This is a genomic window from Mesorhizobium sp. M1142 (genome assembly GCF_040318565.1).
In the GTDB taxonomy this organism is placed as follows: domain Bacteria; phylum Pseudomonadota; class Alphaproteobacteria; order Rhizobiales; family Rhizobiaceae; genus Mesorhizobium.
In genome coordinates, this window is the sequence record NZ_JAMYMK010000019.1 from 94,831 (window position 1) to 114,325 (window position 19,495).

Genomic DNA, 19,495 nt, shown 5'->3' on the forward strand with positions numbered 1-19,495 from the left:
TGAGGTCGGCGTTTCAAAAGGAGTTCGCTGAACCCTGACACGAATGCTGAGCATTCTCCAAGCAGAGATGTTGCGCTGCACCTAAATTAAGAAGCTTTCATAGCTTCACGAAACGGAGCGCCGACCTTGGGATTCCGCGTGGCGGCATGACGTTGCAACGGTGCTGGGCCGAGGTGCGGCGGGTCCAGCACCGGGCGCTTCCCGCCGATATCGATGATCGGCAGCACACGCGATGCTTCGTCGAAAACAGCGGAAAAGAAAAACCCGCCTCGGCGGGCGGGTCGTTGGAGCCAATTAGCACCATATCCAAATTAGTAGCATAGCTGCCGGCACAAAGCAAGAACAAAATGTGGCACCGCCGACGAAAGCTGCCGATCGCCCGCCTTGCGGGGGAGATGCCAGGCAATGGCCCCCTGGAAGCGGAGGACCCCTGCCGATGCTAAAAGAACGCCTGCAACCCGGTCTGCGCCCGTCCGAGGATCAGCGCATGCACGTCATGCGTGCCCTCATAGGTGTTGACCGTCTCCAGGTTCTGCGCGTGGCGCATGACGTGGTAGCCGATCTGGATGCCGTTGCCGCCATGCATGTCGCGGGCTTGGCGGGCGATGTCGAGCGCCTTGCCGCAATTGTTGCGCTTGACCAGCGAGATCATCTCCGGCGCCATCTTGCCTTCGTCCATAAGCCGCCCGACGCGCAGGCTGCCCTGCAGGCCGAGCGCGATCTCGGTCTGCATGTCGGCGAGCTTCTTCTGGAAAAGCTGCGTGCCGGCCAGCGGCTTGCCGAACTGCTTGCGGTCGAGGCCATACTGGCGAGCACGGTGCCAGCAATCCTCCGCCGCGCCCATCGCACCCCAGGAGATGCCGTAGCGCGCCCGGTTGAGGCAGCCGAACGGTCCTTTGAGACCCGAGACATTGGGCAGCAGCGCGTCCTCGCCGACCTCGACGCCTTCCATCACCACTTCGCCGGTGATCGACGCGCGAAGCGACAGCTTGCCGCCGATCTTCGGCGCCGACAGCCCGTTCATGCCCTTTTCCAGGACAAAGCCGCGAATCTGGTTGTCATGCGCGCCCCCACTTTCGTCGGACAACTTTGCCCAAACGACGAAAATGTCGGCGATCGGCGCGTTGGAAATCCACATTTTCGAGCCGGAGATCCTGTAGCCGTTCGCGGTCTTCTCGGCCCGCGTCTTCATGCCGCCCGGGTCGGAACCGGCATCAGGTTCGGTCAAGCCAAAGCAGCCGATCCATTCGCCCGACGCCAGCTTCGGCAGGTATTTCCTGCGTTGTTCTTCCGAGCCATAGGCATGGATCGGATACATCACCAGCGACGACTGCACGCTCATCATCGACCGATAGCCGGAATCGATCCGCTCCACTTCCCGCGCGACCAGCCCGTAGGTGACGTAGTTGGCGCCGAGCCCGCCATATTCCTCGGGGATGGTGATGCCGAGCAGACCCGCCTCGCCCATTTCGCGAAAGATCCCGGCGTCGGTCTTTTCCTCGAGGTAGGCTTCCTCGATCTTCGGAGCGAGCTTGTCGGCGGCAAACGCCGCGGCGCCATCGCGCACCATGCGCTCGTCCTCCGAAAGCTGGTCCTCGATCAGGAAAGGATCATCCCAGACGAATGCGTTCTTGTCGGCGGCCATGGCTCTCGGTCTCCCAAACTCGTGCATGTCGCCCAAAGCTTGCCCGCGGGCCTGACCCGAGGGTGTTCGGCAGCCTGGAGATAACGACATGCATCGAAACAGAAATCTTGAAACGCGCGGCTTATCGGCTCCCGTCCTGAAAAAATCAAACGAAATAGCTTCGCCGATCCATGAGCATTGGTGATGGATCATCAATGTCGAGCGCCGCCGTCTGACCTGCCACAGCCCGGCTCGCGAATTATTTCCGCTTCAACGCATCGGCCAACGCGGCGCCGAACGCGCCCTGCTGCGCCGGCCGCTCCGACTGGCGTTGGGGCGCCGGCGCGCGCGGCACCGGCCTGCTGCCATTGTCGCGTGGCTTCGGTGCGCCACCGTCGCCATCCTTGCGCATCGACAGGCCGATGCGCTTGCGCTTGATATCGACGTCGACGACACGCACCTTGACCACGTCGCCGGCCTTGACCACCTCATGCGCGTCCTTGATGAACCGATCAGCCAGTTGCGAGACGTGCACCAATCCGTCCTGGTGCACGCCGATATCGACGAAGGCACCGAAGGCCGCGACATTGGTGACGGTGCCTTCAAGCTGCATGCCGGGCTTCAGATCCTTGATGTCGTCGATGCCATCGGCAAAGGTCGCGGTCTTGAAGCCGGGGCGCGGATCGCGGCCGGGCTTTTCCAGCTCCGCCAGGATGTCGCGCACCGTCGGCAGGCCGAAGCGCTCATCGACGAAGACGCGCGGATCGAGCGCCTTGAGTGCGGCGCTGTCGCCCATCAGAGAGCGAACGTCGCGCCCGCAGGCCGCAACGATCTTCTTGGCCACGCCATAGGCTTCCGGATGCACGGCGGAGGCATCGAGCGGCTCGCTGCCGTCGGGAATGCGCAGGAAGCCGGCGCATTGCTCGAACGCGCGGGGTCCAAGGCGGGAGACCTTCAACAGCTCGCGGCGGTTTGCGAACGGGCCGGTCGCGTCCCGGTGCGCAACGATCGCCTCGGCCAGCGATGCGCCGAGACCCGAAACCCGCGCCAGAAGCGGCGCTGACGCCGTGTTGAGGTCGACGCCGACGGCGTTGACCGCATCCTCGACCACCGCTTCCAGCGAGCGGCCGAGGCGGTACTGATCGACGTCGTGCTGATACTGGCCGACGCCGATCGACTTCGGCTCGATCTTGACCAGTTCGGCGAGCGGATCCTGCAGGCGCCGGGCGATCGACACCGCCCCGCGCAGCGACACGTCGAGGCCGGGAAATTCCGCCGCCGCCGTTGCCGAGGCGGAATAGACCGAGGCACCGGCTTCGCTGACGATCACCTTGAGCGGCTTCGGCCCGGACCCGGCAGGCATGTCAGCCAGCATGTCGGCCACCAGCCTTTCAGTCTCGCGGCTGCCGGTGCCGTTGCCGATCGAGATCAGCTCGACTTTATGCAGCCGGATGAGCTTGGCCAGTTCGGCCTGCGTGCCGCGGACATCATTCTTCGGCGGGAACGGATAGACCGTCGTCGTCGCCAGCAGCTTGCCGGTGCCGTCCACCACCGCCACCTTGACGCCGGTGCGAATGCCCGGATCGAGGCCCATCGTCGGCCGTGAGCCGGCAGGGGCGGCAAGCAGCAAATCCTTGAGATTGCGGGCGAAGACATGGATCGCTTCTTCCTCGGCCCGTTCACGCAAGTCCCGCATCAGATCGAGCGTCAGGTGCAGCGACAGCTTTATGCGCCAGGTCCAGCTGGCTACTTCCATCAGCCAGCGGTCTCCCGGCAACTGGCGGCCGATGGCATAAGCATCGGCAATCATCCGCTCGACCGGCTTCACCGGCGAGGCATCGTCGGCATCGACCTCGATGTCGAGCGACAGAACCTCCTCGTTGCGGCCGCGCAGCATGGCCAGCGCGCGATGGCTCGGCACGTTGGCCCAGCGCTCTACATGGTCGAAATAGTCCGAAAATTTGGCGCCGGCCTCCTGCTTGCCGTCGACGACGCGCGACCGCAGGAATGCGCGTTCCTTCATATAAGTCCGCAATCTGCCGACCAGGTCGGCATTCTCGGCGAACTGCTCGGACAGGATGTCGCGCGCACCCTCGAGCGCTGCCTTGGCGTCTGCCACGCCTTCGCTGATGTAGGCCAGCGCCAGCTCGGCGGGCGTGGCCGCACGGTCGGCGAGAATAGCTTCCGCCAGCGGGCCCAGCCCACGCTCGCGCGCGATCTCGGCCTTGGTCCGGCGCTTCGGCTTGTAAGGCAGGTAGATATCTTCGAGTTCCGCCTTGGTCACGGCAGCAGCGATTTTCGCTTCAAGCCCCTCGGTTAGCTTGCCCTGCTCGCGGATCGAACCAAGGATGGTGTCGCGGCGCGCGTCGAGTTCGCGCAGATAGGCGAGCCGCTCGGCAAGATCGCGCAGCTGCGTGTCGTCGAGGCCGCCGGTGACCTCCTTGCGGTAGCGCGCCACGAAGGGCACTGTCGCGCCGTCGTCCAGCAAACCGATCGCCGCCGCAGCCTGTTCGGGCCGCGCGCCGATTTCGGCGGCTATGATGATTGCGATGCGCTTGATGTCGGATGCCATGTCCTACCTGTCGTTGGTCGAAAAGAGCAGCGACCATAGGCGGAGACGCCCGCTGCGCCAACCGCAGCGTTTTCAACCCGCTGAAAGGTCCACAGGAAAGCTGCATGAGCGGTACAGATCGGATCAGACCATCCGGCTCAGCGCCTCGAAGAAAGAAATCAAATCCAGATCGAGCGGATCGTCGACCGGTACCGGCTGCGACGACATCTTTGCGATGACAATTTCAGCCATCGGATTGACGTAAAGCCACTGGCCGTGAATGCCGATGCCGCAGAAGGCGCCGCTTGCCGCGCCCGTCTGGTACCATTTGTTGCGATAGCGGCCACGCGGAAACAGGGACGCCATCGTGCCGCGCCGCCATGCCTCGGCGTCACCGCCGGTTTCGGTCGTGTCGCGCATCCAGGCTTCCGGCACGACGCGGCGGCCATTGGCCACGCCACCTTGCCGCATCATCTCGCCGACGCGCGCAAGGTCGCGCGGTGTCACCGAAATGCCGCCGGCGGTACGCGCCGTGCCTTCCATGTCGACTGTCACCGAGGCGTCGCCGACGGCGCCGAGCGGCTCCCATAATTTCTCGCGCATCAGATCGGCGAAACGCTGGCCAGACGCGCGTTCGAGCAGGATGCCGAGCAGGTCGGAATTGGGCGAAAGGTAGCGGAACGTCCGGCCATGCGGCTCGGTCAGGCTCTGCAGCGTCGTGAGGAAAGTGGCCAGGCCCTCGGTGCCCCCGCCTGGATTCCACAGCATTGCACGGCGATAGCGGGCGAAGGCGCTGTCCGGATCGAGATAGGCCTCTTCGAAATCGAGGCTGACACTCATGTCGAGCACGTGCCGCACACGTGCATCGCCATAGGCCGAGCCGGGGGCTTCGGGCAGGTAGCGGCTTACCGGAGCCTGCGGATCGAAAATCCCCTCGCCTTCCAATATGCCGGCAACAATGGCGGTCAGCGACTTGCTGATCGAAAAGACGATGTGGCGTGAACCGAACTCCATATGCGGTGCGAACCAGTCGCCGACGAATTTGCCGGCTTTCATGATCGTCAGCGCGTCGGTATCGGAGCGCGCGAGAAACGCCGCGACAGTCTCCGCGCCGCCTGCAAGGGCGACCTTTTCGCCAAGTAGCCCGCCGAAATCCTGCGCCGGCGCCTCGCTGCTGCCCGGCCTTGCCGTCACGGCAGCGCTCGGCACCAGCTCGCCGACATTCTGGAACGACCACCGGCTGAACGGGCTTTCCCGCCAATTGCCGAGCAGCACTTGGTTTCGGGCAAAGCCATACCTGGTCTCAAACGCGGTCTTGCCGGTCATAGCGTCCCTTCAGGATCTTTTGGCCGAGTTTCAGGCGAGCGCTGCGGCGATGGCGTGCACCGCTTGCAGCGTCGCCACAGAATAGGCGACGTTGGTGAAATCCGGATAGCTCGAAAGCTTGACCACGACCATTTTCGTATCCCAGTCGATGTGGATCAGCTGTCCGAACACGCCACGGCACATCAGCGCCCGCGAGCGCGGATCCTCGATCCAGAACTGGTTGCGATAGCTGCCTTCCGGCAGGCTGGGACTGAAATCCGGCCCATGCCTGCCATTGCGCGTCGCCTCGATCCAGTCGGCCGGCACGATGCCGCCACCATTGCCGAGGATCAGCTGGCCGAAGCGGCCATAATCGCGCAGCGTGGCGTTGAAGCCGCCATCGGCAACCGCATAGCCGGCGCTGTCTACGGTGAAGCAGGCACTTTCATCCGCGCCGAGCTTTTGCCAGAGCTCTTCCGAAACCAGCTGCGCCAGCCGTTTGCCGCTCACCCGTTCCATGATGAAGGCAAGCACGTCGGTCTCGATCGAGCGGTATTCGAAGGCAGCGCCGTGCGGCCGGCTCTTTTCCTTGAGCCCCAGGATCAGTTCGAACATATGCGATGGCCAGCGCAATTCCGGATCGCAGTCCGGCGGCACCGGCTTCCAGCCGGTGGCGACATCGACCTGGCCGATGTCGGAATAGGGGTCGGTGTATTCCTCGGAAAAGCGCACCCCGCTCGTCATGTCGAGCACATGCTGCACGCTGGCGCCCTCCCAGCCGGTCGCTTCCAGCTCCGGCAGATAGGTGGTCACCGGCAAACCCGGATCGATCAGTCCGCGTCCGACCAGTATGCCGAACACCGATGCGGTGACCGACTTCGCCATCGACTGGGACAGATGCAGCGTGCGCTCGGTCATGCCGTTGAAGTAGCGCTCATAGGCGACCTTGCCGCGCTTCAGCACCAGGAAGCCGTCGGTGTAAGTCTCGTCAAGCAGTCCAGCCAGCGTCGTCGGCTGCCCCATGCTGTCGCCCACCGGCAGCACGTCGAGATCGACCTCGGCTCGCTCCAGCCTGTGGCGATGGCCATTGCCGCGCCAGACCTCGACGGTCGGCAGGATTTCGCGAATATGCTGGAACGCCCAGCGGTTCCATGGCGGCCGGTCCCATTCGAGCTTCGGCGGCACCATCCGCGGCGGCGAACCCTGCATGATCGGCGGCGCCGGTTCGCTGTTGCGATAAGAAATCATAGGCAGTCCGATCGCCGGGAAAAGGCCCGGCGGCAATTGCCGCCGGGTTTCGTCCGGATGTGGATTACTTCTGCAGTTCGGTCCAGATCTTGCTGTAGATGGCCTGCACTTCCTCTGAACACAATTTTTGCAGCTCGCCATGCGCCTTGACGTCTTCCGGGATGATGACTTCCGGCGCATCCTTCATATCGGCTGGCATGTACTTGTCGGAACCGGCAATGCCGTTGGCGTAGCGGTGGAAGGCGGACAGGCCGGCGGCGTTTTCCGGATCCATGATGAAGTTCTGGAACAGCTTGGCGTTCTCGACATTCTTTGCGTCCTTCAGGACCATGACATTGTCGCTCCAGAGGCCAAAACCTTCCTTGGGATAGAAATAGTGGATCTTGGGATTCGCCAGCCGCTGGCGCAGGGCTGAGCCGTTCCAGTCGCTGGTTGCCTTGAAATCGCCGGCGCCCATTTTCTCGATGGTATTGTATTCCATCGCGATCCAGTTCGGCTTGGCAGCAACCAGCGTGTCACGCACCTTCTTCAGCGTTTCCTTGTCGCTGGCGCATTGCGCGCCGCCGACATATTTGGTCGCCGCGAACATGACGTCGTTCATTTCCGGCACGACGTTGACCTTGCCCTTCAATTCGTCTGGTGTGTTGAAGATGATGCCCCAACTGTCCGACGGCCCCTTGTAGACATCGGTGTTCACCACGATGCCCACCGTGCCCCAGGCCCACGGCACGGAATATTTGCGGCCGGGATCGAAATCGGGATTGGCCCATTCTGGCGCCACGTTCTTGAAGTTCTCCATCTTGCCGGGATCGGTCTCCTGCACGAGGCCTTCCTTGATCCAGATCGGCACGAAGGTTTGCGAAGGCACCGCGATGTCGAAGCCGGTGCCGCCCTGGCGAACTTTGGCCAGCGCCGTATCGTTCGAATCGTAATCGGTGATGGTCACCTTGACGTTGTATTTCTGCTCGAACTTTTTGATCACATCGGGGCTGGTGTAGTTGCCCCAATTGTAGATGTTGAGCTCACCGTCGGCGCGAGCAAGGCTCGTCGAGGCGAGCAGCGCCAGCCCGATGGCGGTCGCCGTGGTCTTCCAGTTCATGGTCTTAGCTCCCATTTTCATGTCTAGTCCCGTTTCCTGCTGATGAAGAAAAACAACGTCACGATGGCGACCGACAAGAGCAGGAACACGGTCGATATCGCGTTGATCTCCGGCGTTATCCCTCGACGTATCTGGCCAAGCATGTAGGTCGGCAGCGTGTCCTGGCCGCCCGATTTCACGAACTCGGTGATGACAACATCGTCGAGCGAGATGACGAAGGCCAACATCAGTCCCGCCAGAATGCCGGGCCACAGCAGCGGCAACGTGATGCGCCTGAACGTCTGCCACGGCGTCGCGTAGAGATCGGCGGCGGCGCGCTCCAGCGTCAGGTCCATGTTCTCCAGCCGCGCCCGGATCGGCAGATAGGCAAAGGGAATGCAAAACGCCGTATGCGCGGCGATCAGATAGCCGAGCCCCGAATAGCCGGTGAATATCTTTATGCGCGAAAAAAAGATCAGCAACGCCACGCCAGTGACGATCTCGGGCACCATCAAAGGCTGGTTGATGGCGGCATATTTGAAGGTCAGGCCGGGATAGGGCGGCGTGCGCGTGGTAGCGAGCGCCGCCATGGTGGCGAAGACGGTGGCCAGGATCGCCGCCGTGGCGCCGATCTCAAAGGAGCGCAAGGTGGCGTCTATGACTTGCGTGTTCTGCCACGCCAACTGGAACCATTTGAGCGAAAAGCCGCCCCATTCCGACGTCGAGGTCGCGGCGTTGAAGGCATAGACGACGAGCACGACGATCGGCAGATAAAGCACGACGAAGCAGGTGGCGGCGATCGCGGTGAAGCCGGACTGATGCTTGATGGAGAAGCTGCTAGCCATGACGCATCTCCGATTGTCCGGCATTGCGCACATAGGCAAGCAGCGCCACCATGACGATGACCATCACAGCGATCGACAGCGCCGAGCCGAGCGGCCAGTTGCGGCCTTGCCCGAACTGCAATTCAATCAGGTTGGAAAGCATCATGTTCTTGCCGCCGCCCAATAGGCTCGGCGTGACATAGGCGCCCAGCGCCGGGATGAAGACGAGGATCGAGCCAGCGACGACGCCGGGCTTGACCAGCGGGAAAATGATGCGCCTGAGCACCTGGAAGCGCGTCGCATAAAGATCGTAGCCGGCTTCGACCAGCCGGAAATCGAGCTTCTCCATGCTGGCATAGATCGGCAGCACCATCAGCGGCAGATAGACATAGGCCATGCCGATAAGGATCGCCGTGTCGGTGAAGAGTATCTGGATCGGCGCGGAGATAATGCCGAGCTTGAGCAGCACCGTGTTGATCAAACCCTCGTTGCGGATGATCTGCAGCACGGCGAAGGTACGGATCAGCAGGTTGGTCCAGAACGGAATGGTGATCAGGAAAAGCCAGAGATCGCGCGTCTTCTCGCTGCGCGTTGCCATGAAATAGGCGGTAGGAAAACCAAGCACCAACGTGGCGAGTGTGGTCACGATGGCAAGCTTGATAGAGCGCCAAAAGATGGTGACATGGGCAGCGGCGAGCGACAGCGTGTCGTCGAAGATGTCGCGTTCCATGAACACCGAGATCCACGCCTCCGGCGAGAATTGCCACTTCACGTCGCCATAAGGACCGGGTGTCAGGAACGAATAGACCAGCACGATCAGCAATGGGCCGGTCGCTGCCAGGAAGATGATCAACAGGGCCGGCGCCGACAGCAGCCAGCGGTCGCGGATATCGCGCCGTTCGGCCGCCTTGGCGACTTCTTCCGCGCTCGCCATCAATCCCTCAGCACTTGCGCGGCGTCGTTGCCGATCGAGACACCGACCTTGTCGCCTCGCTCGAAACCGCAGCCTGCGCTGCGCGTGTTCTGCTGGCGCACGGTGAAGGCTTCGCCGCTGTCCAGTTGGACATGAATATGCGTATCGGTACCGAAATAGACGATGTTTTCGACGGTTCCGGAAAGATCGCCCTTGCCGCCGGTCAGCTTTGCGTGTTCCGGCCTGACCACCAGGGTGGCATTCGCCTTCGGCTGGAAGCCCTCGGCCACCGTCGCGTCGATCGTCGCGCCGGATTTGAGTGTCGCGCGCGCCTTGCCGTTGCCGATGCCGGTGATGGCCGCGGTCAGGAAATTGGTTTCGCCGATGAAGTCGGCGACGAAGCGCTCGGCTGGCTTGTCATAGATGTCCCAGGGCGTGCCGACTTGCAGGATCTTGCCGGCTGACATCACCGCGATGCGGTCCGACATGGTCAGCGCTTCTTCCTGGTCGTGGGTGACGAAGATGAAGGTGATGCCGGTCTGGTGCTGCAGCCGTTTCAGTTCGATCTGCATTTCCTTGCGCAGCTTGTAGTCGAGCGCCGACAATGGCTCGTCGAGCAACAGCACTTTTGGCTGCGGCGCCAGCGCGCGCGCCAGTGCCACGCGCTGCTGCTGGCCGCCGGAGATCTGGCTGGTGCGGCGGGCGCTCAGCGCCTCCATCTTGACCAGCTTCAGCATCTCGGCGACGCGCGCCTTGATTTCGGCCTTCGGCTTGCCCAGCATCTCAAGGCCGAAGCCGATATTCTCGGCCACCGTCATGTGCGGGAACAGCGCATAGGACTGGAAGACGGTGTTGACCGGCCGCTTGAACGGCGGCAGCGGCGCGATGTCCTGGCCGTGCAGCAGGATTTCGCCTTCGCTGGGGAAGTCGAAGCCAGCGATCAGCCGCAGCAGCGTCGTCTTTCCGCAGCCCGACGGCCCCAGCAGCGTGAAGAACTCGTTCTCGCGGATCGACACCGAAACCGTGTCGAGGGCGGCGACTTGTGCGTCCCCGATACCGAACACCTTGCGGACGCCGCGGACCTCGATTGCACTCTTACCCGGTTGATCCGGCACGCATTACCCCATTTTCATGTCCGCTCTTGATGGCGGATCCAGTTCCCATTCGATTGTCAGCATATGCCGGTCGGCTTGGCAACCATGCATCTGGGCCTCGGTTCAAAACGCAAGCTCCGTGCCCCAGTCAGCGCCATCATCAAACCTGATAAGTGATCTTGCCGCCGCAGATGGTGCTGACCGGATGCACCTTGTGCAAGGAAGCCGGTTCAGTTGCCTCGATATCGGCCGACAGCACCACCAGATCGGCCAGATAGCCTGGTTTCAGCCGGCCCTTACGGTGCTCCATGAATTCGGCATAGGCGCCTTCGACCGTGTAGCCGGCAAGCGCCTCGATCAGCGAGAAGCTCTGGTCGGGGTCGCCTTCTGCCCACGGTTTGCGCAGCATCGCCGCCTGAATGCCCAGGATCGGGTCGACCCGCGACACCGGCCAGTCGGAAGCGAAAACGACATGCGCGCCCGCCTGCTTCAGCGTCCGCCAGGCATAGCTGAGCGGCCATCTTTCGCGGCCGATACGCGAAAGCGTCGGTTCCAGCGGGAAGTCCATGGCGCCGGGCGGGTGCGGCGGCTGCATCGAGGCGATGACGCCGAGTTCGGCGAAGCGTGGCACGTCGGCGCCGGTGATAACCTCGATGTGCTCGACGCGGTGCCGGCTGTCGCGCCTGCCGTTCTTCCGCCGCGCCGCCTCGTAACCGTCGAGGACCGCGCGCACCGCGCCGTCGCCTATCGAATGCACGGCGATCTGCAGGCCGCGTCGGTCGGCCTCCGGCGCCACCTCGGCGAAATGCTCCGGCGTGAACAGCGTCTCACCGCGCCAGCCCGGCCGGTCGGCATAGTCATCGACCATGACCGCGGTCCAGCCTTCCAGCACGCCGTCATAAAACATCTTGACCATGCCGGACGACAGCCATTCCGATCGGTAGGCGGAGGCCATCCTCGACGCTTTTTCCAGCCTGTCGAGCGTCATGAAGTTCTTGAAATGAAAAGGTATCTTGGTGCGGCAGAGCAGCCGCCCTTCCTGCTCCAAACCGGCAAGTAGCTCGAGCTGGTAGAGGTTGCCGTCCATGTTGTGGATCGAGGTGATGCCGTGGCGGGCGCACCATTCCAGCCCGCGATGCATCAGGTCGCGATCGGCCGCGACTTCTGCGGCGGAAGGATAAGGGTCGGGCTCGCCGCCTGTCGCAAGGCCGAGCCGCACGCGGTTTTGCCCGGAAAGCTCGAGGATCGGCCCGAACGCCTCGCCCTCGCGCAATTCGCCGGCCGCAAGGCCGTCGGCGCCCATGACGATCTCGTTGCCGGGCCCGAGTTGCCTGCCGTGCAGGATGCCGGCCAGCTCCAGCGCCTTGGTATTGGCCCACATCGTGTGGTGATCGGAAGCCGACATCGCGAACGGCCGATCGGGGATGATGCGGTCGAGATGGTGGCGGGTGACCGGCTCTTTCGTGGAAAGGATGGTGTAGTCGACGCCGGCCCCAAGCAGCAGTTTGGCGTACGGTCGTGCCGCCGCGTAGGCACGGATCGCTTCGCTCAGCGCATCGAAGCCATGCACGCCCTGAAGGTGCAGATTGTCGAGTTCGGCCGCGCCGCCGAAAAGATGCATATGCGCTTCGATGAAGCCCGGCACCACCGACCCGCCTTGCGCATCCATGACCTTCGTGGCCGGCCCTTTCAGCGCCTCGACCGTCCGGCGATCGCCGACCGCCAGGATGTTGCCGTCCTTTATCGCCACCGCCTCGGCCGTCGGATTGCCTTCGTCCATGGTCAGCACACGGGCATTGGTGACGATCAGGTCGGCATTTGAACTCATGATTACCCGCGGTTCGGTTGCGCTGCCGACAGGCTAGACGACCGGCTGCCGGGCCAGCAAGCCATGGCCGGTTGGCCCAGCGCCTTGTGGAGGGCCATGCAGGACGGTTAGGGTCGCCGCGTCTCACCACGGAACAAGTTCATGAAGACTGTTTTTTCGCCTCTCCATGCCGGCCATTCCGGCAATGTCGAATTGATCGCCGGCGCCATCGTGCCCGCATTTGAAAAGCCTTCGCGCGCCGAGTTCATCAGGGCGCGGGTGGAGAGCGAAAAACTCGGTCCGATCCTGCCGCCGGAAATCCACGACCTCGCCGCCGCCAGGAAGGTGCATGACAGCGACTACATCGATTTCCTGCCGACCGTCTGGCCGCTCTGGGAAGCATCGGGCCGCAGCGGTTCGGCCATTCCCTTCACCTGGCCGACGCGCGGCCTGCGCGGCGACGTGCGACCGAAAGGCATCGATGCGCTGCTCGGCTTCTACTCCTTCGATGGCGGCGCGACGTTCGTCAAAGGTACATGGGACGCGATCAAGTCGTCCTATGACGTCGCGCTGACAGCCGCCGCGTTGGTCAAGGCCGGTGACCGTTCGGCCTTCGCGCTCTGCCGACCGCCGGGGCACCATGCCGGCGCAGCCTTCATGGGCGGCTATTGCTTCATCAACAACGCCGCCGTCGCCGCGCAATGGTTTTGCGACCATGGCGCCGGGCGCGTGTCGATCCTCGACGTCGATTATCACCACGGCAACGGCACCCAGGAGATCTTCTACCGCCGCGGCGACGTGCAGGTGCTGAACCTGCATGGCGATCCGATGACCGAATATCCCTTCTTCCTCGGCCATGCCGACGAGCGCGGCGAGGGCGACGGCGAAGGCTTCAACGACAATTATCCGATGCCCTTCGGCACCGGCTGGGAGGTGTGGAACGCCTCACTTGAGGACGCCTGCACGAGGCTTTTGGCTTATGCTCCTGACGTCGTCGTGGTTTCGCTCGGCGTCGACACCTTCGAGAAGGACCCGATCAGCCAGTTCAAGCTGAAAACGGGCGACTATCCCAGGATCGGCCGCCGCATCGCCAGGCTCGGCCTGCCGACGCTGTTCGTCATGGAAGGCGGCTACGCCGTCGAGGAGATCGGCATCAACGCCGTCGGCGTGCTGACCGGTTTCGAGGACCGCTAGAGGCGCTGCCGGTGCCCGCAACTCATATGGCGCACTCGGCGCGGCGAGCGCCACGGCGGGCCGGCGCTATCGTGTTGTTGGACCATGATGTTTTTCCAGAATGCGTTCGCCCTTGCGAAATGATGTTCTATTTTTTGAATCCATGGCTTTGAGGGGCCGAATTCATCGGAAGAACAAACGCATTTGAGCCCCGGGAAAGCATTTATGAGGGACGACACACCGGAAAACGAAAGCGCCTCGGCGCTGGCGCCATTCCGGCACGGCATCTTCCGGGCGGTGTGGTCCGCCAGCCTGGTTTCCAATTTCGGCGGCCTCATCCAGGGCGTCGGCGCCGCCTGGATGATGACGACGATCGCCACCTCGTCCTACCAGGTGGCATTGGTCCAGGCCTCGACCACCTTGCCGATCATGCTGTTTGCGCTGCTGGCCGGCGCTATCGCCGACAGCTTCAACCGGCGCAAAATCATGCTGATCGCGCAGATCTTCATGCTGGTCGTCTCGGCTCTTCTGACCGTCTTCACCTATCTCGACCTGATGACGCCGTGGACGCTGCTCGCCTTCACCTTCCTGATCGACAGCGGCACCGCGCTCAACAGTCCGTCCTGGCAGGCTTCGGTCGGCGACATGGTGCCTCGCACCAAGGTGCCGGCGGCAATCGCGCTCAACTCGATGGGCTTCAACCTGACGCGCAGCGTCGGCCCGGCGATCGGTGGTATCATCGTTGCCGCGGCAGGTGCCGCCGCGGCCTTCGCCGTCAACACGCTGAGCTATGTCGGCCTCATCGTCGTGCTGGCCCGCTGGAAGCCGGAACTGCCGGCATCGACCTTGCCGCGCGAGACGCTGGGCGCCGCAATGGGCGCCGGCCTGCGCTACGTCGCCATGTCGCCTAATATCGGTAAGGTGCTGGTCAGGAGCTCCGCTTTCGGCTTCAGCGCCGGCGCGGTCCTGGCATTGCTGCCGCTGGTCGCGCGTGACGTCGTCAAGGGTGATGCCCTGATCTACGGCATCATGCTCGGTGCCTTCGGCATCGGCGCCGTCGGCGGCGCGCTGATCAGCGTCAGGCTACGGCAGCTGCTGTCCAGCGAAACCATGGTGCGCACGGCATTCGCCGGTTTCGCCGTCTGCGCCTTCAACGCCGCCGTCAGCGATCATGCCTGGCAGACGTCGCTCGGCCTGCTGGTCGGCGGCGCCTGCTGGGTGACGGCGCTGTCGCACTTCAACGTCACCGTACAGATGTCGACGCCACGCTGGGTGGTCGGCCGCGTGCTTTCGGTCTACCAGACCGCGACCTTCGGCGGCATCGCGCTCGGCAGCTGGGTCTGGGGCGTCGTCGCCGACGCGCATGGCGCCGAAGTCGCCCTGATGGCGGCCAGCGTCGCCATGCTGGCGGGCGGTGCCATCGGCCTGCTCCTGCCGCTGCCGCAGCAGGCTGTGCTCAACCTCGATCCGCTCAACCGCTTCCAGGAGCCGCATCTGGCGCTTGATCTCAAGCCGCGCAGCGGTCCAATCGCCATCATGATCGAATATGTCATCCGTAACGAGGACGTGCCGGAATTCCTCGCCACCATGGCCGAGCGCGGCCGCATCCGCCGCCGTGACGGCGCCCGCAACTGGACATTGGCGCGCGATCTCGAAAATCCGTCGATATGGATCGAGCACTACCACACGCCGACCTGGGTCGAATATATCCGCCACAACAGGCGCGCCACCTACGCGGACGCCGTCATCGGCGAGCGTATAAGGGCGCTGCACAGCGGCAACGAGCCACCGCGCGTCCGCCGCATGATCGAGCGCCCGACGACGGCTGGCACGGCGCTGGTCATGCCGAAGGGGCCGATCGAGCATTAGTGGCTGGCGGTGCGTCCAGTTGGACGAGCAAAATGAAATTGCGGCGCCTGGCCCAATCCGCGAATGCACGAACAGGATGGCCATTGTCGAGAGACGGTTATATCAGTTGATGTGACTATGACGAGTAAGGGGAGACGATGCGTTACATACGTCCGCTTTCAATTGAAGACGCCGCCGGCCTGTTGGCCAGTTCGGCCGGCACGGCCGCCATCCTCGCCGGAGGCAGCGACCTCCTGGTGAGAATGAAGGGCGGCTTTATCGAACCCGACCTGATCGTCGACATCAAGGCGATCGACGGGCTTGGCGAGATCAGGGAAACAGCCGAGGGCTTCAGCATCGGCGCGGCGGTCCCCTGCGCCGTGCTGGGCGAGAACACGGCCCTGCAGAAGGCATGGCCTGGCGTCGTCGAAGCAGCCAAGCTGATCGGCTCCAAGCAGGTGCAGGGACGCTGCACCATCGTCGGCAATCTCTGCAACGCCTCGCCGGCCGCCGACAGCGTGCCGGCACTGGTGGCCGCTGGCGCCAAGGCGGTGGTCGTCGGCCCGGGAACCAGGCGCACGATTGCCGTGGAAGCGGTGCCGACTGGGCCGGGCAAGACGTCGCTGGCCAAGGGCGAGATCATCGAGGCAATCCTGCTCGACAAACGTCTGCCGCGTTCGGGCGATGCCTATCTGCGTTTCATTCCGCGCACCGAGATGGACATCGCGGTGGTCAGCGCCGGCGTGAACCTGACGCTCGATGAGGCGGGTGTCGTCAAATCGGCCCGCGTGGCGCTGGGCGCCGTGGCGCCGACGGTGGTTCTGGTCGAGGAGGCCGCCGAGGTTCTCATCGGCTCCAAGCTGGACGAAGCCACGCTGGAGAGGCTCGCCAAGGTCTGCTCGGGCGCCTGCCGTCCGATCGACGACAAGCGAGGCACTATCGAATTCAGACGGAAAGTTGCGGGTGTGCTGGCCAAGCGGGCCGCCACGACCGCCTATACACGTGCAGGAGGCAAGTGATGGCCGGTGTAGCAGTATCAACGACAATCAACGGCGACAATGTCGAGTTCCTTTGCCAGCCGGACGAGACGCTGCTTGATGTCCTGCGCGATCGCCTGGGGCTGACGGGCGCCAAGGAAGGCTGCGGCACCGGCGACTGCGGGGCCTGCAGCATCATCCTCGACGACCGGCTGGTATGCTCATGTCTGGTGCTCGGCGCTGAGGCCGAGGGCCGGCACCTCGAGACCATCGAGGGCATGGCGCATGGCGACAGGCTGCATCCGCTGCAGCAGAAATTCCTGGAGCACGCCGCACTTCAATGCGGCGTCTGCACGCCGGGCTTCCTCATGGCGGCCAAGGACCTTTTGGCCAAGAACCCCGATCCGACCGAGGAGGAGATCCGCTTCGGCCTCGCCGGGAACCTCTGCCGCTGCACCGGCTATGACAAGATCGTGCGTGCCGTCCAGGACGCCGCCATCGTAATGAAACAAGCGTGATGAAGGGAGCATGACGATGAATTTCGATCCGCGTTACTCCGGACGCAATTTCACCTCTGTCGGCACGCGTCCCATTCGTCCCGATGGCGTCGACAAGGTGACGGGCCGCGCACGCTATGGCGCCGACTTCAACATGGCCGGGCAACTGGTCGGGCGCGTTCTCAGAAGCCCTCATGCGCATGCCATGATCAGGAAGATCGACACGTCGAAGGCGCAGATGCTTCCCGGCGTCAAGGCGGTGATCACCGCGGCCGACCTGCCCGACCTGACCGACGGCGATGCCGCCATGTACGACATCCTCGACAACTGCATGGCGCGCAAGAAAGCGCTCTATGACGGCCATGCCGTGGCCGCGGTCGCTGCGGTCGATGCCCGCACGGCGAGGCAGGCACTGAAGCTGATCGAGGTCGACTACGAGGTGCTGCCGCATGTCACCGACGTCGACGAGGCGATGAAGCACTCCGCACCCCTGATCAACGACGCCATCTTCACCGAGGGCCTCGAGGAAAAGCCCGTCAAGCCTTCAAACGTCACCAAGCGCACCCAGTATGGCCATGGCGACATCCATGAAGGCTTCGGCCAGGCCGATTTCGTCGTCGAACGCTCCTTCAAGACCGAGCAGACGCACCAGGGTTATATCGAGCCGCATGCCTGCGTGGCCAATGTCAGCTCCGACGGCACCGCCGACCTCTGGGTCTGCACGCAGGGCCATTTTGTCTACCGCCAGCACTGTGCCCAGCTGCTTGGCATGGAAGCCTCGAAGCTGCGCGTCACCTCGTCGGAGATCGGCGGCGGTTTCGGCGGCAAGACCCATGTCTGGGCCGAGCCGGTGGCCCTGGCGCTGTCACGCAAGGCCGGGCGGCCGGTCAAGCTGGTCATGACGCGCGACGAGGTGTTCCGCGCCTCCGGCCCGACCAGCGCCACCTCGATCGATGTTCGGATCGGCGCCCGCAAGGACGGCACGATCACCGCGGCCGAGGCGACGCTGCGCTATTCCTGCGGCCCCTATGCCGGCATGTGGGCCGAGATCGGCGCCATGACCGCCTTTGCCTGCTACAAGCTCGAGAACGTCAAGACGGTCGGTTACGAAGTGCTGGTCAACCGGCCCAAGACCGCGGCCTATCGCGCGCCGTCGGCGCCGATGGCAGCGTTTGCGGTGGAAAGCGCGGTCGACGAGCTGGCCAAGGAGATCGGCATGGACCCGGTCGAGTTTCGGATCAGGAACGCGGCGCAGGAAGGCACCAGATCGTCCTACGGCCCGGTATATGGGCCGATCGGCATCGGCCCGACGCTGGAGGCGGCGAAGAACCATCCGCACATGAAGGCGCCGCTCGGCAAGAACCAGGGCCGCGGCATGGCCTGCGGCTTCTGGTTCAACTTCGGTGGCCAGACCTGCACCGACCTCAACATCGGCATGGATGGCTCGGTCTCGCTTGCCGTCGGCACGGTCGATGTGGGTGGTTCCCGCGCGTCGCTGTCGCTGGTGGCGGCGGAGGAGCTCGGTATCCCCTATGAGCAGATCAAGACGGTGGTCGCTGATACCTCCAGCCTCGGCTACAACGATATGACGGACGGCAGCCGCGGCACCTTCTCGTCTTCGATGGCGACGATCTCCGCCGCTCGCAACGCCATCAAGATCCTGCGAGAACGCGCCGCGCAGATGTGGGACATACCCGTCGACGACGTGGTCTGGGAAGAGGGTCATGCGATTGCCAAGGGCGCGACGCACGGCAACCTCTCGCCGCTGTCGATGAAGGAGATCGCGGCCGCTTCCGGAAAGACGGGCGGACCCATCGCAGGCCATAGCGAGCTCGTCGCCGACGGCGCCGGCGTCTCCTTCGCCACCCATATCTGCGATATCGAGGTGGATCCCGAGACAGGCTCGACCAGGGTGCTGCGCTACACCGTCGTTCAGGACGCCGGCAAGGCGGTGCATCCGACCTATGTCGAGGGACAGTACCAGGGCGGTGCCGCGCAAGGCATCGGCTGGGCGCTCAACGAGGAGTATATCTACGGCAAGGACGGGCGGCTGCAAAACCCTGGCTTCCTGGATTACCGCATCCCGGTCTGCTCGGACCTGCCGATGATCGACACGCAGATCCTCGAGATCCCCAATCCTAACCATCCTTACGGGGTGCGCGGCGTCGGCGAGACCTCGATCGTGCCGCCGCTGGCGGCGATCGCCAATGCGGTGTCGAACGCCGCGGGCGTGCGGATGACGCATATCCCGATGTCGCCGCCGCGCATCCTGGCGGCGCTCGAGGCTGAACGGGGAGGCTGATGGTCGAAGTAACGCTCTGGGGGTCGCTCGGCGCGATCGCCGGAGGCAAGAGCAAGGTCGAAATCGAGGCCAAGGATATTCGGGAGCTGTTCAGGAAACTGGCCGAACAGTATCCCGGCCTCGAGCCATACATCGATCGCGGCATCGCCGTCGCCATCGACGGGACGATCTATCGCGACACCTGGTCGAAGGAACTGCCGGAAGGGGCGGAGATTTTTTTGTTGCCGCGGTTGGCTGGGGGGTAGGTGAGGTCG

Annotated in this window: 15 protein-coding genes; 6 read left to right on the forward strand and 9 right to left on the reverse strand. The window is 63.7% G+C overall.

The features are described from left to right. Positions 1-439: 439 nt before the first annotated feature. The 9 genes from NKH42_RS25455 to NKH42_RS25495 all read right to left on the reverse strand — a co-directional run bounded on the left by NKH42_RS25455 (position 440) and on the right by NKH42_RS25495 (position 12,465). Entirely contained in the window at positions 440-1,645 is a 1,206-nt protein-coding gene (locus NKH42_RS25455) for an acyl-CoA dehydrogenase (RefSeq protein ID WP_352689981.1), read from the reverse strand. A gap of 238 nt (positions 1,646-1,883) precedes the next feature. Beyond that, entirely contained in the window at positions 1,884-4,196 is a 2,313-nt protein-coding gene (locus tag NKH42_RS25460) for a Tex family protein (protein WP_352506293.1), read from the reverse strand. 123 nt (positions 4,197-4,319) lie between these two features. Continuing rightward, on the reverse strand, positions 4,320-5,501 hold the full coding sequence (locus NKH42_RS25465) for a serine hydrolase domain-containing protein (RefSeq protein ID WP_352506294.1): 1,182 nt from the start codon (positions 5,499-5,501) through the stop codon (positions 4,320-4,322). A 30-nt stretch (positions 5,502-5,531) separates the two neighbouring features. Next, positions 5,532-6,728 (reverse strand): serine hydrolase domain-containing protein, encoded by a 1,197-nt coding sequence (locus tag NKH42_RS25470; RefSeq protein WP_352506295.1) that lies wholly within the window; start codon positions 6,726-6,728, stop codon positions 5,532-5,534. A 64-nt stretch (positions 6,729-6,792) separates the two neighbouring features. After that, on the reverse strand, positions 6,793-7,827 hold the full coding sequence (locus NKH42_RS25475) for an ABC transporter substrate-binding protein (RefSeq protein ID WP_254816998.1): 1,035 nt from the start codon (positions 7,825-7,827) through the stop codon (positions 6,793-6,795). Positions 7,828-7,850: 23 nt separating this feature from the next. Further along, entirely contained in the window at positions 7,851-8,651 is an 801-nt protein-coding gene (locus NKH42_RS25480; RefSeq protein ID WP_352974631.1) for an ABC transporter permease, read from the reverse strand. Continuing rightward, entirely contained in the window at positions 8,644-9,564 is a 921-nt protein-coding gene (locus tag NKH42_RS25485) for an ABC transporter permease (RefSeq protein ID WP_352478299.1), read from the reverse strand. Before NKH42_RS25485 ends, NKH42_RS25480 begins: the two co-directional genes overlap by 8 nt. After that, the gene (locus tag NKH42_RS25490) at positions 9,564-10,658 is read right to left on the reverse strand and encodes an ABC transporter ATP-binding protein (protein WP_352506297.1); all 1,095 of its coding nucleotides are present in this window, start codon (positions 10,656-10,658) and stop codon (positions 9,564-9,566) included. The genes NKH42_RS25485 and NKH42_RS25490 overlap by 1 nt, the downstream gene beginning before the upstream one ends. A gap of 139 nt (positions 10,659-10,797) precedes the next feature. Next, positions 10,798-12,465 carry an amidohydrolase gene (locus NKH42_RS25495; RefSeq protein ID WP_352506298.1) on the reverse strand — a complete coding sequence of 556 codons (1,668 nt, stop codon included), beginning with the start codon at positions 12,463-12,465 and terminating at the stop codon, positions 10,798-10,800. A gap of 141 nt (positions 12,466-12,606) precedes the next feature. Here NKH42_RS25495 and NKH42_RS25500 point away from each other — a divergent pair, with 141 nt between their 5' ends. The 6 genes from NKH42_RS25500 (at position 12,607) to NKH42_RS25525 (ending at position 19,486) form a co-directional block, all read left to right on the forward strand. After that, positions 12,607-13,638, forward strand: coding sequence for a histone deacetylase family protein (locus NKH42_RS25500; RefSeq protein WP_352736972.1), 1,032 nt, complete (start codon positions 12,607-12,609; stop codon positions 13,636-13,638). A 204-nt stretch (positions 13,639-13,842) separates the two neighbouring features. Further along, positions 13,843-15,486 carry an MFS transporter gene (locus tag NKH42_RS25505; protein ID WP_352506300.1) on the forward strand — a complete coding sequence of 548 codons (1,644 nt, stop codon included), beginning with the start codon at positions 13,843-13,845 and terminating at the stop codon, positions 15,484-15,486. 137 nt (positions 15,487-15,623) lie between these two features. Then, positions 15,624-16,484 (forward strand): FAD binding domain-containing protein, encoded by an 861-nt coding sequence (locus tag NKH42_RS25510; RefSeq protein WP_352506301.1) that lies wholly within the window; start codon positions 15,624-15,626, stop codon positions 16,482-16,484. Further along, on the forward strand, positions 16,484-16,960 hold the full coding sequence (locus NKH42_RS25515; RefSeq protein ID WP_352478287.1) for a (2Fe-2S)-binding protein: 477 nt from the start codon (positions 16,484-16,486) through the stop codon (positions 16,958-16,960). Before NKH42_RS25510 ends, NKH42_RS25515 begins: the two co-directional genes overlap by 1 nt. A gap of 16 nt (positions 16,961-16,976) precedes the next feature. Then, complete coding sequence (locus NKH42_RS25520) at positions 16,977-19,241, forward strand: xanthine dehydrogenase family protein molybdopterin-binding subunit (RefSeq protein WP_352737028.1); 2,265 nt, start codon at positions 16,977-16,979, stop codon at positions 19,239-19,241. Continuing rightward, positions 19,241-19,486: a MoaD/ThiS family protein gene (locus NKH42_RS25525; protein WP_023675441.1), complete on the forward strand. Its 246-nt coding sequence runs from the start codon at positions 19,241-19,243 to the stop codon at positions 19,484-19,486. The genes NKH42_RS25520 and NKH42_RS25525 overlap by 1 nt, the downstream gene beginning before the upstream one ends. The last annotated feature ends 9 nt before the right edge of the window (positions 19,487-19,495 follow it).

Coding starts and splice junctions, on each gene's coding strand:
- NKH42_RS25460 (WP_352506293.1), bottom strand. CDS start 4,196: ATGGCATCCGACATCAAGCGCATCGCAATCATCATAGCCGCCGAAATC.
- NKH42_RS25510 (WP_352506301.1), top strand. CDS start 15,624: ATGCGTTACATACGTCCGCTTTCAATTGAAGACGCCGCCGGCCTGTTG.
- NKH42_RS25465 (WP_352506294.1), bottom strand. CDS start 5,501: ATGACCGGCAAGACCGCGTTTGAGACCAGGTATGGCTTTGCCCGAAAC.
- NKH42_RS25500 (WP_352736972.1), top strand. CDS start 12,607: ATGAAGACTGTTTTTTCGCCTCTCCATGCCGGCCATTCCGGCAATGTC.
- NKH42_RS25525 (WP_023675441.1), top strand. CDS start 19,241: ATGGTCGAAGTAACGCTCTGGGGGTCGCTCGGCGCGATCGCCGGAGGC.
- NKH42_RS25505 (WP_352506300.1), top strand. CDS start 13,843: ATGAGGGACGACACACCGGAAAACGAAAGCGCCTCGGCGCTGGCGCCA.
- NKH42_RS25495 (WP_352506298.1), bottom strand. CDS start 12,465: ATGAGTTCAAATGCCGACCTGATCGTCACCAATGCCCGTGTGCTGACC.
- NKH42_RS25515 (WP_352478287.1), top strand. CDS start 16,484: ATGGCCGGTGTAGCAGTATCAACGACAATCAACGGCGACAATGTCGAG.
- NKH42_RS25470 (WP_352506295.1), bottom strand. CDS start 6,728: ATGATTTCTTATCGCAACAGCGAACCGGCGCCGCCGATCATGCAGGGT.
- NKH42_RS25475 (WP_254816998.1), bottom strand. CDS start 7,827: ATGAACTGGAAGACCACGGCGACCGCCATCGGGCTGGCGCTGCTCGCC.
- NKH42_RS25480 (WP_352974631.1), bottom strand. CDS start 8,651: ATGGCTAGCAGCTTCTCCATCAAGCATCAGTCCGGCTTCACCGCGATC.
- NKH42_RS25455 (WP_352689981.1), bottom strand. CDS start 1,645: ATGGCCGCCGACAAGAACGCATTCGTCTGGGATGATCCTTTCCTGATC.
- NKH42_RS25485 (WP_352478299.1), bottom strand. CDS start 9,564: ATGGCGAGCGCGGAAGAAGTCGCCAAGGCGGCCGAACGGCGCGATATC.
- NKH42_RS25520 (WP_352737028.1), top strand. CDS start 16,977: ATGAATTTCGATCCGCGTTACTCCGGACGCAATTTCACCTCTGTCGGC.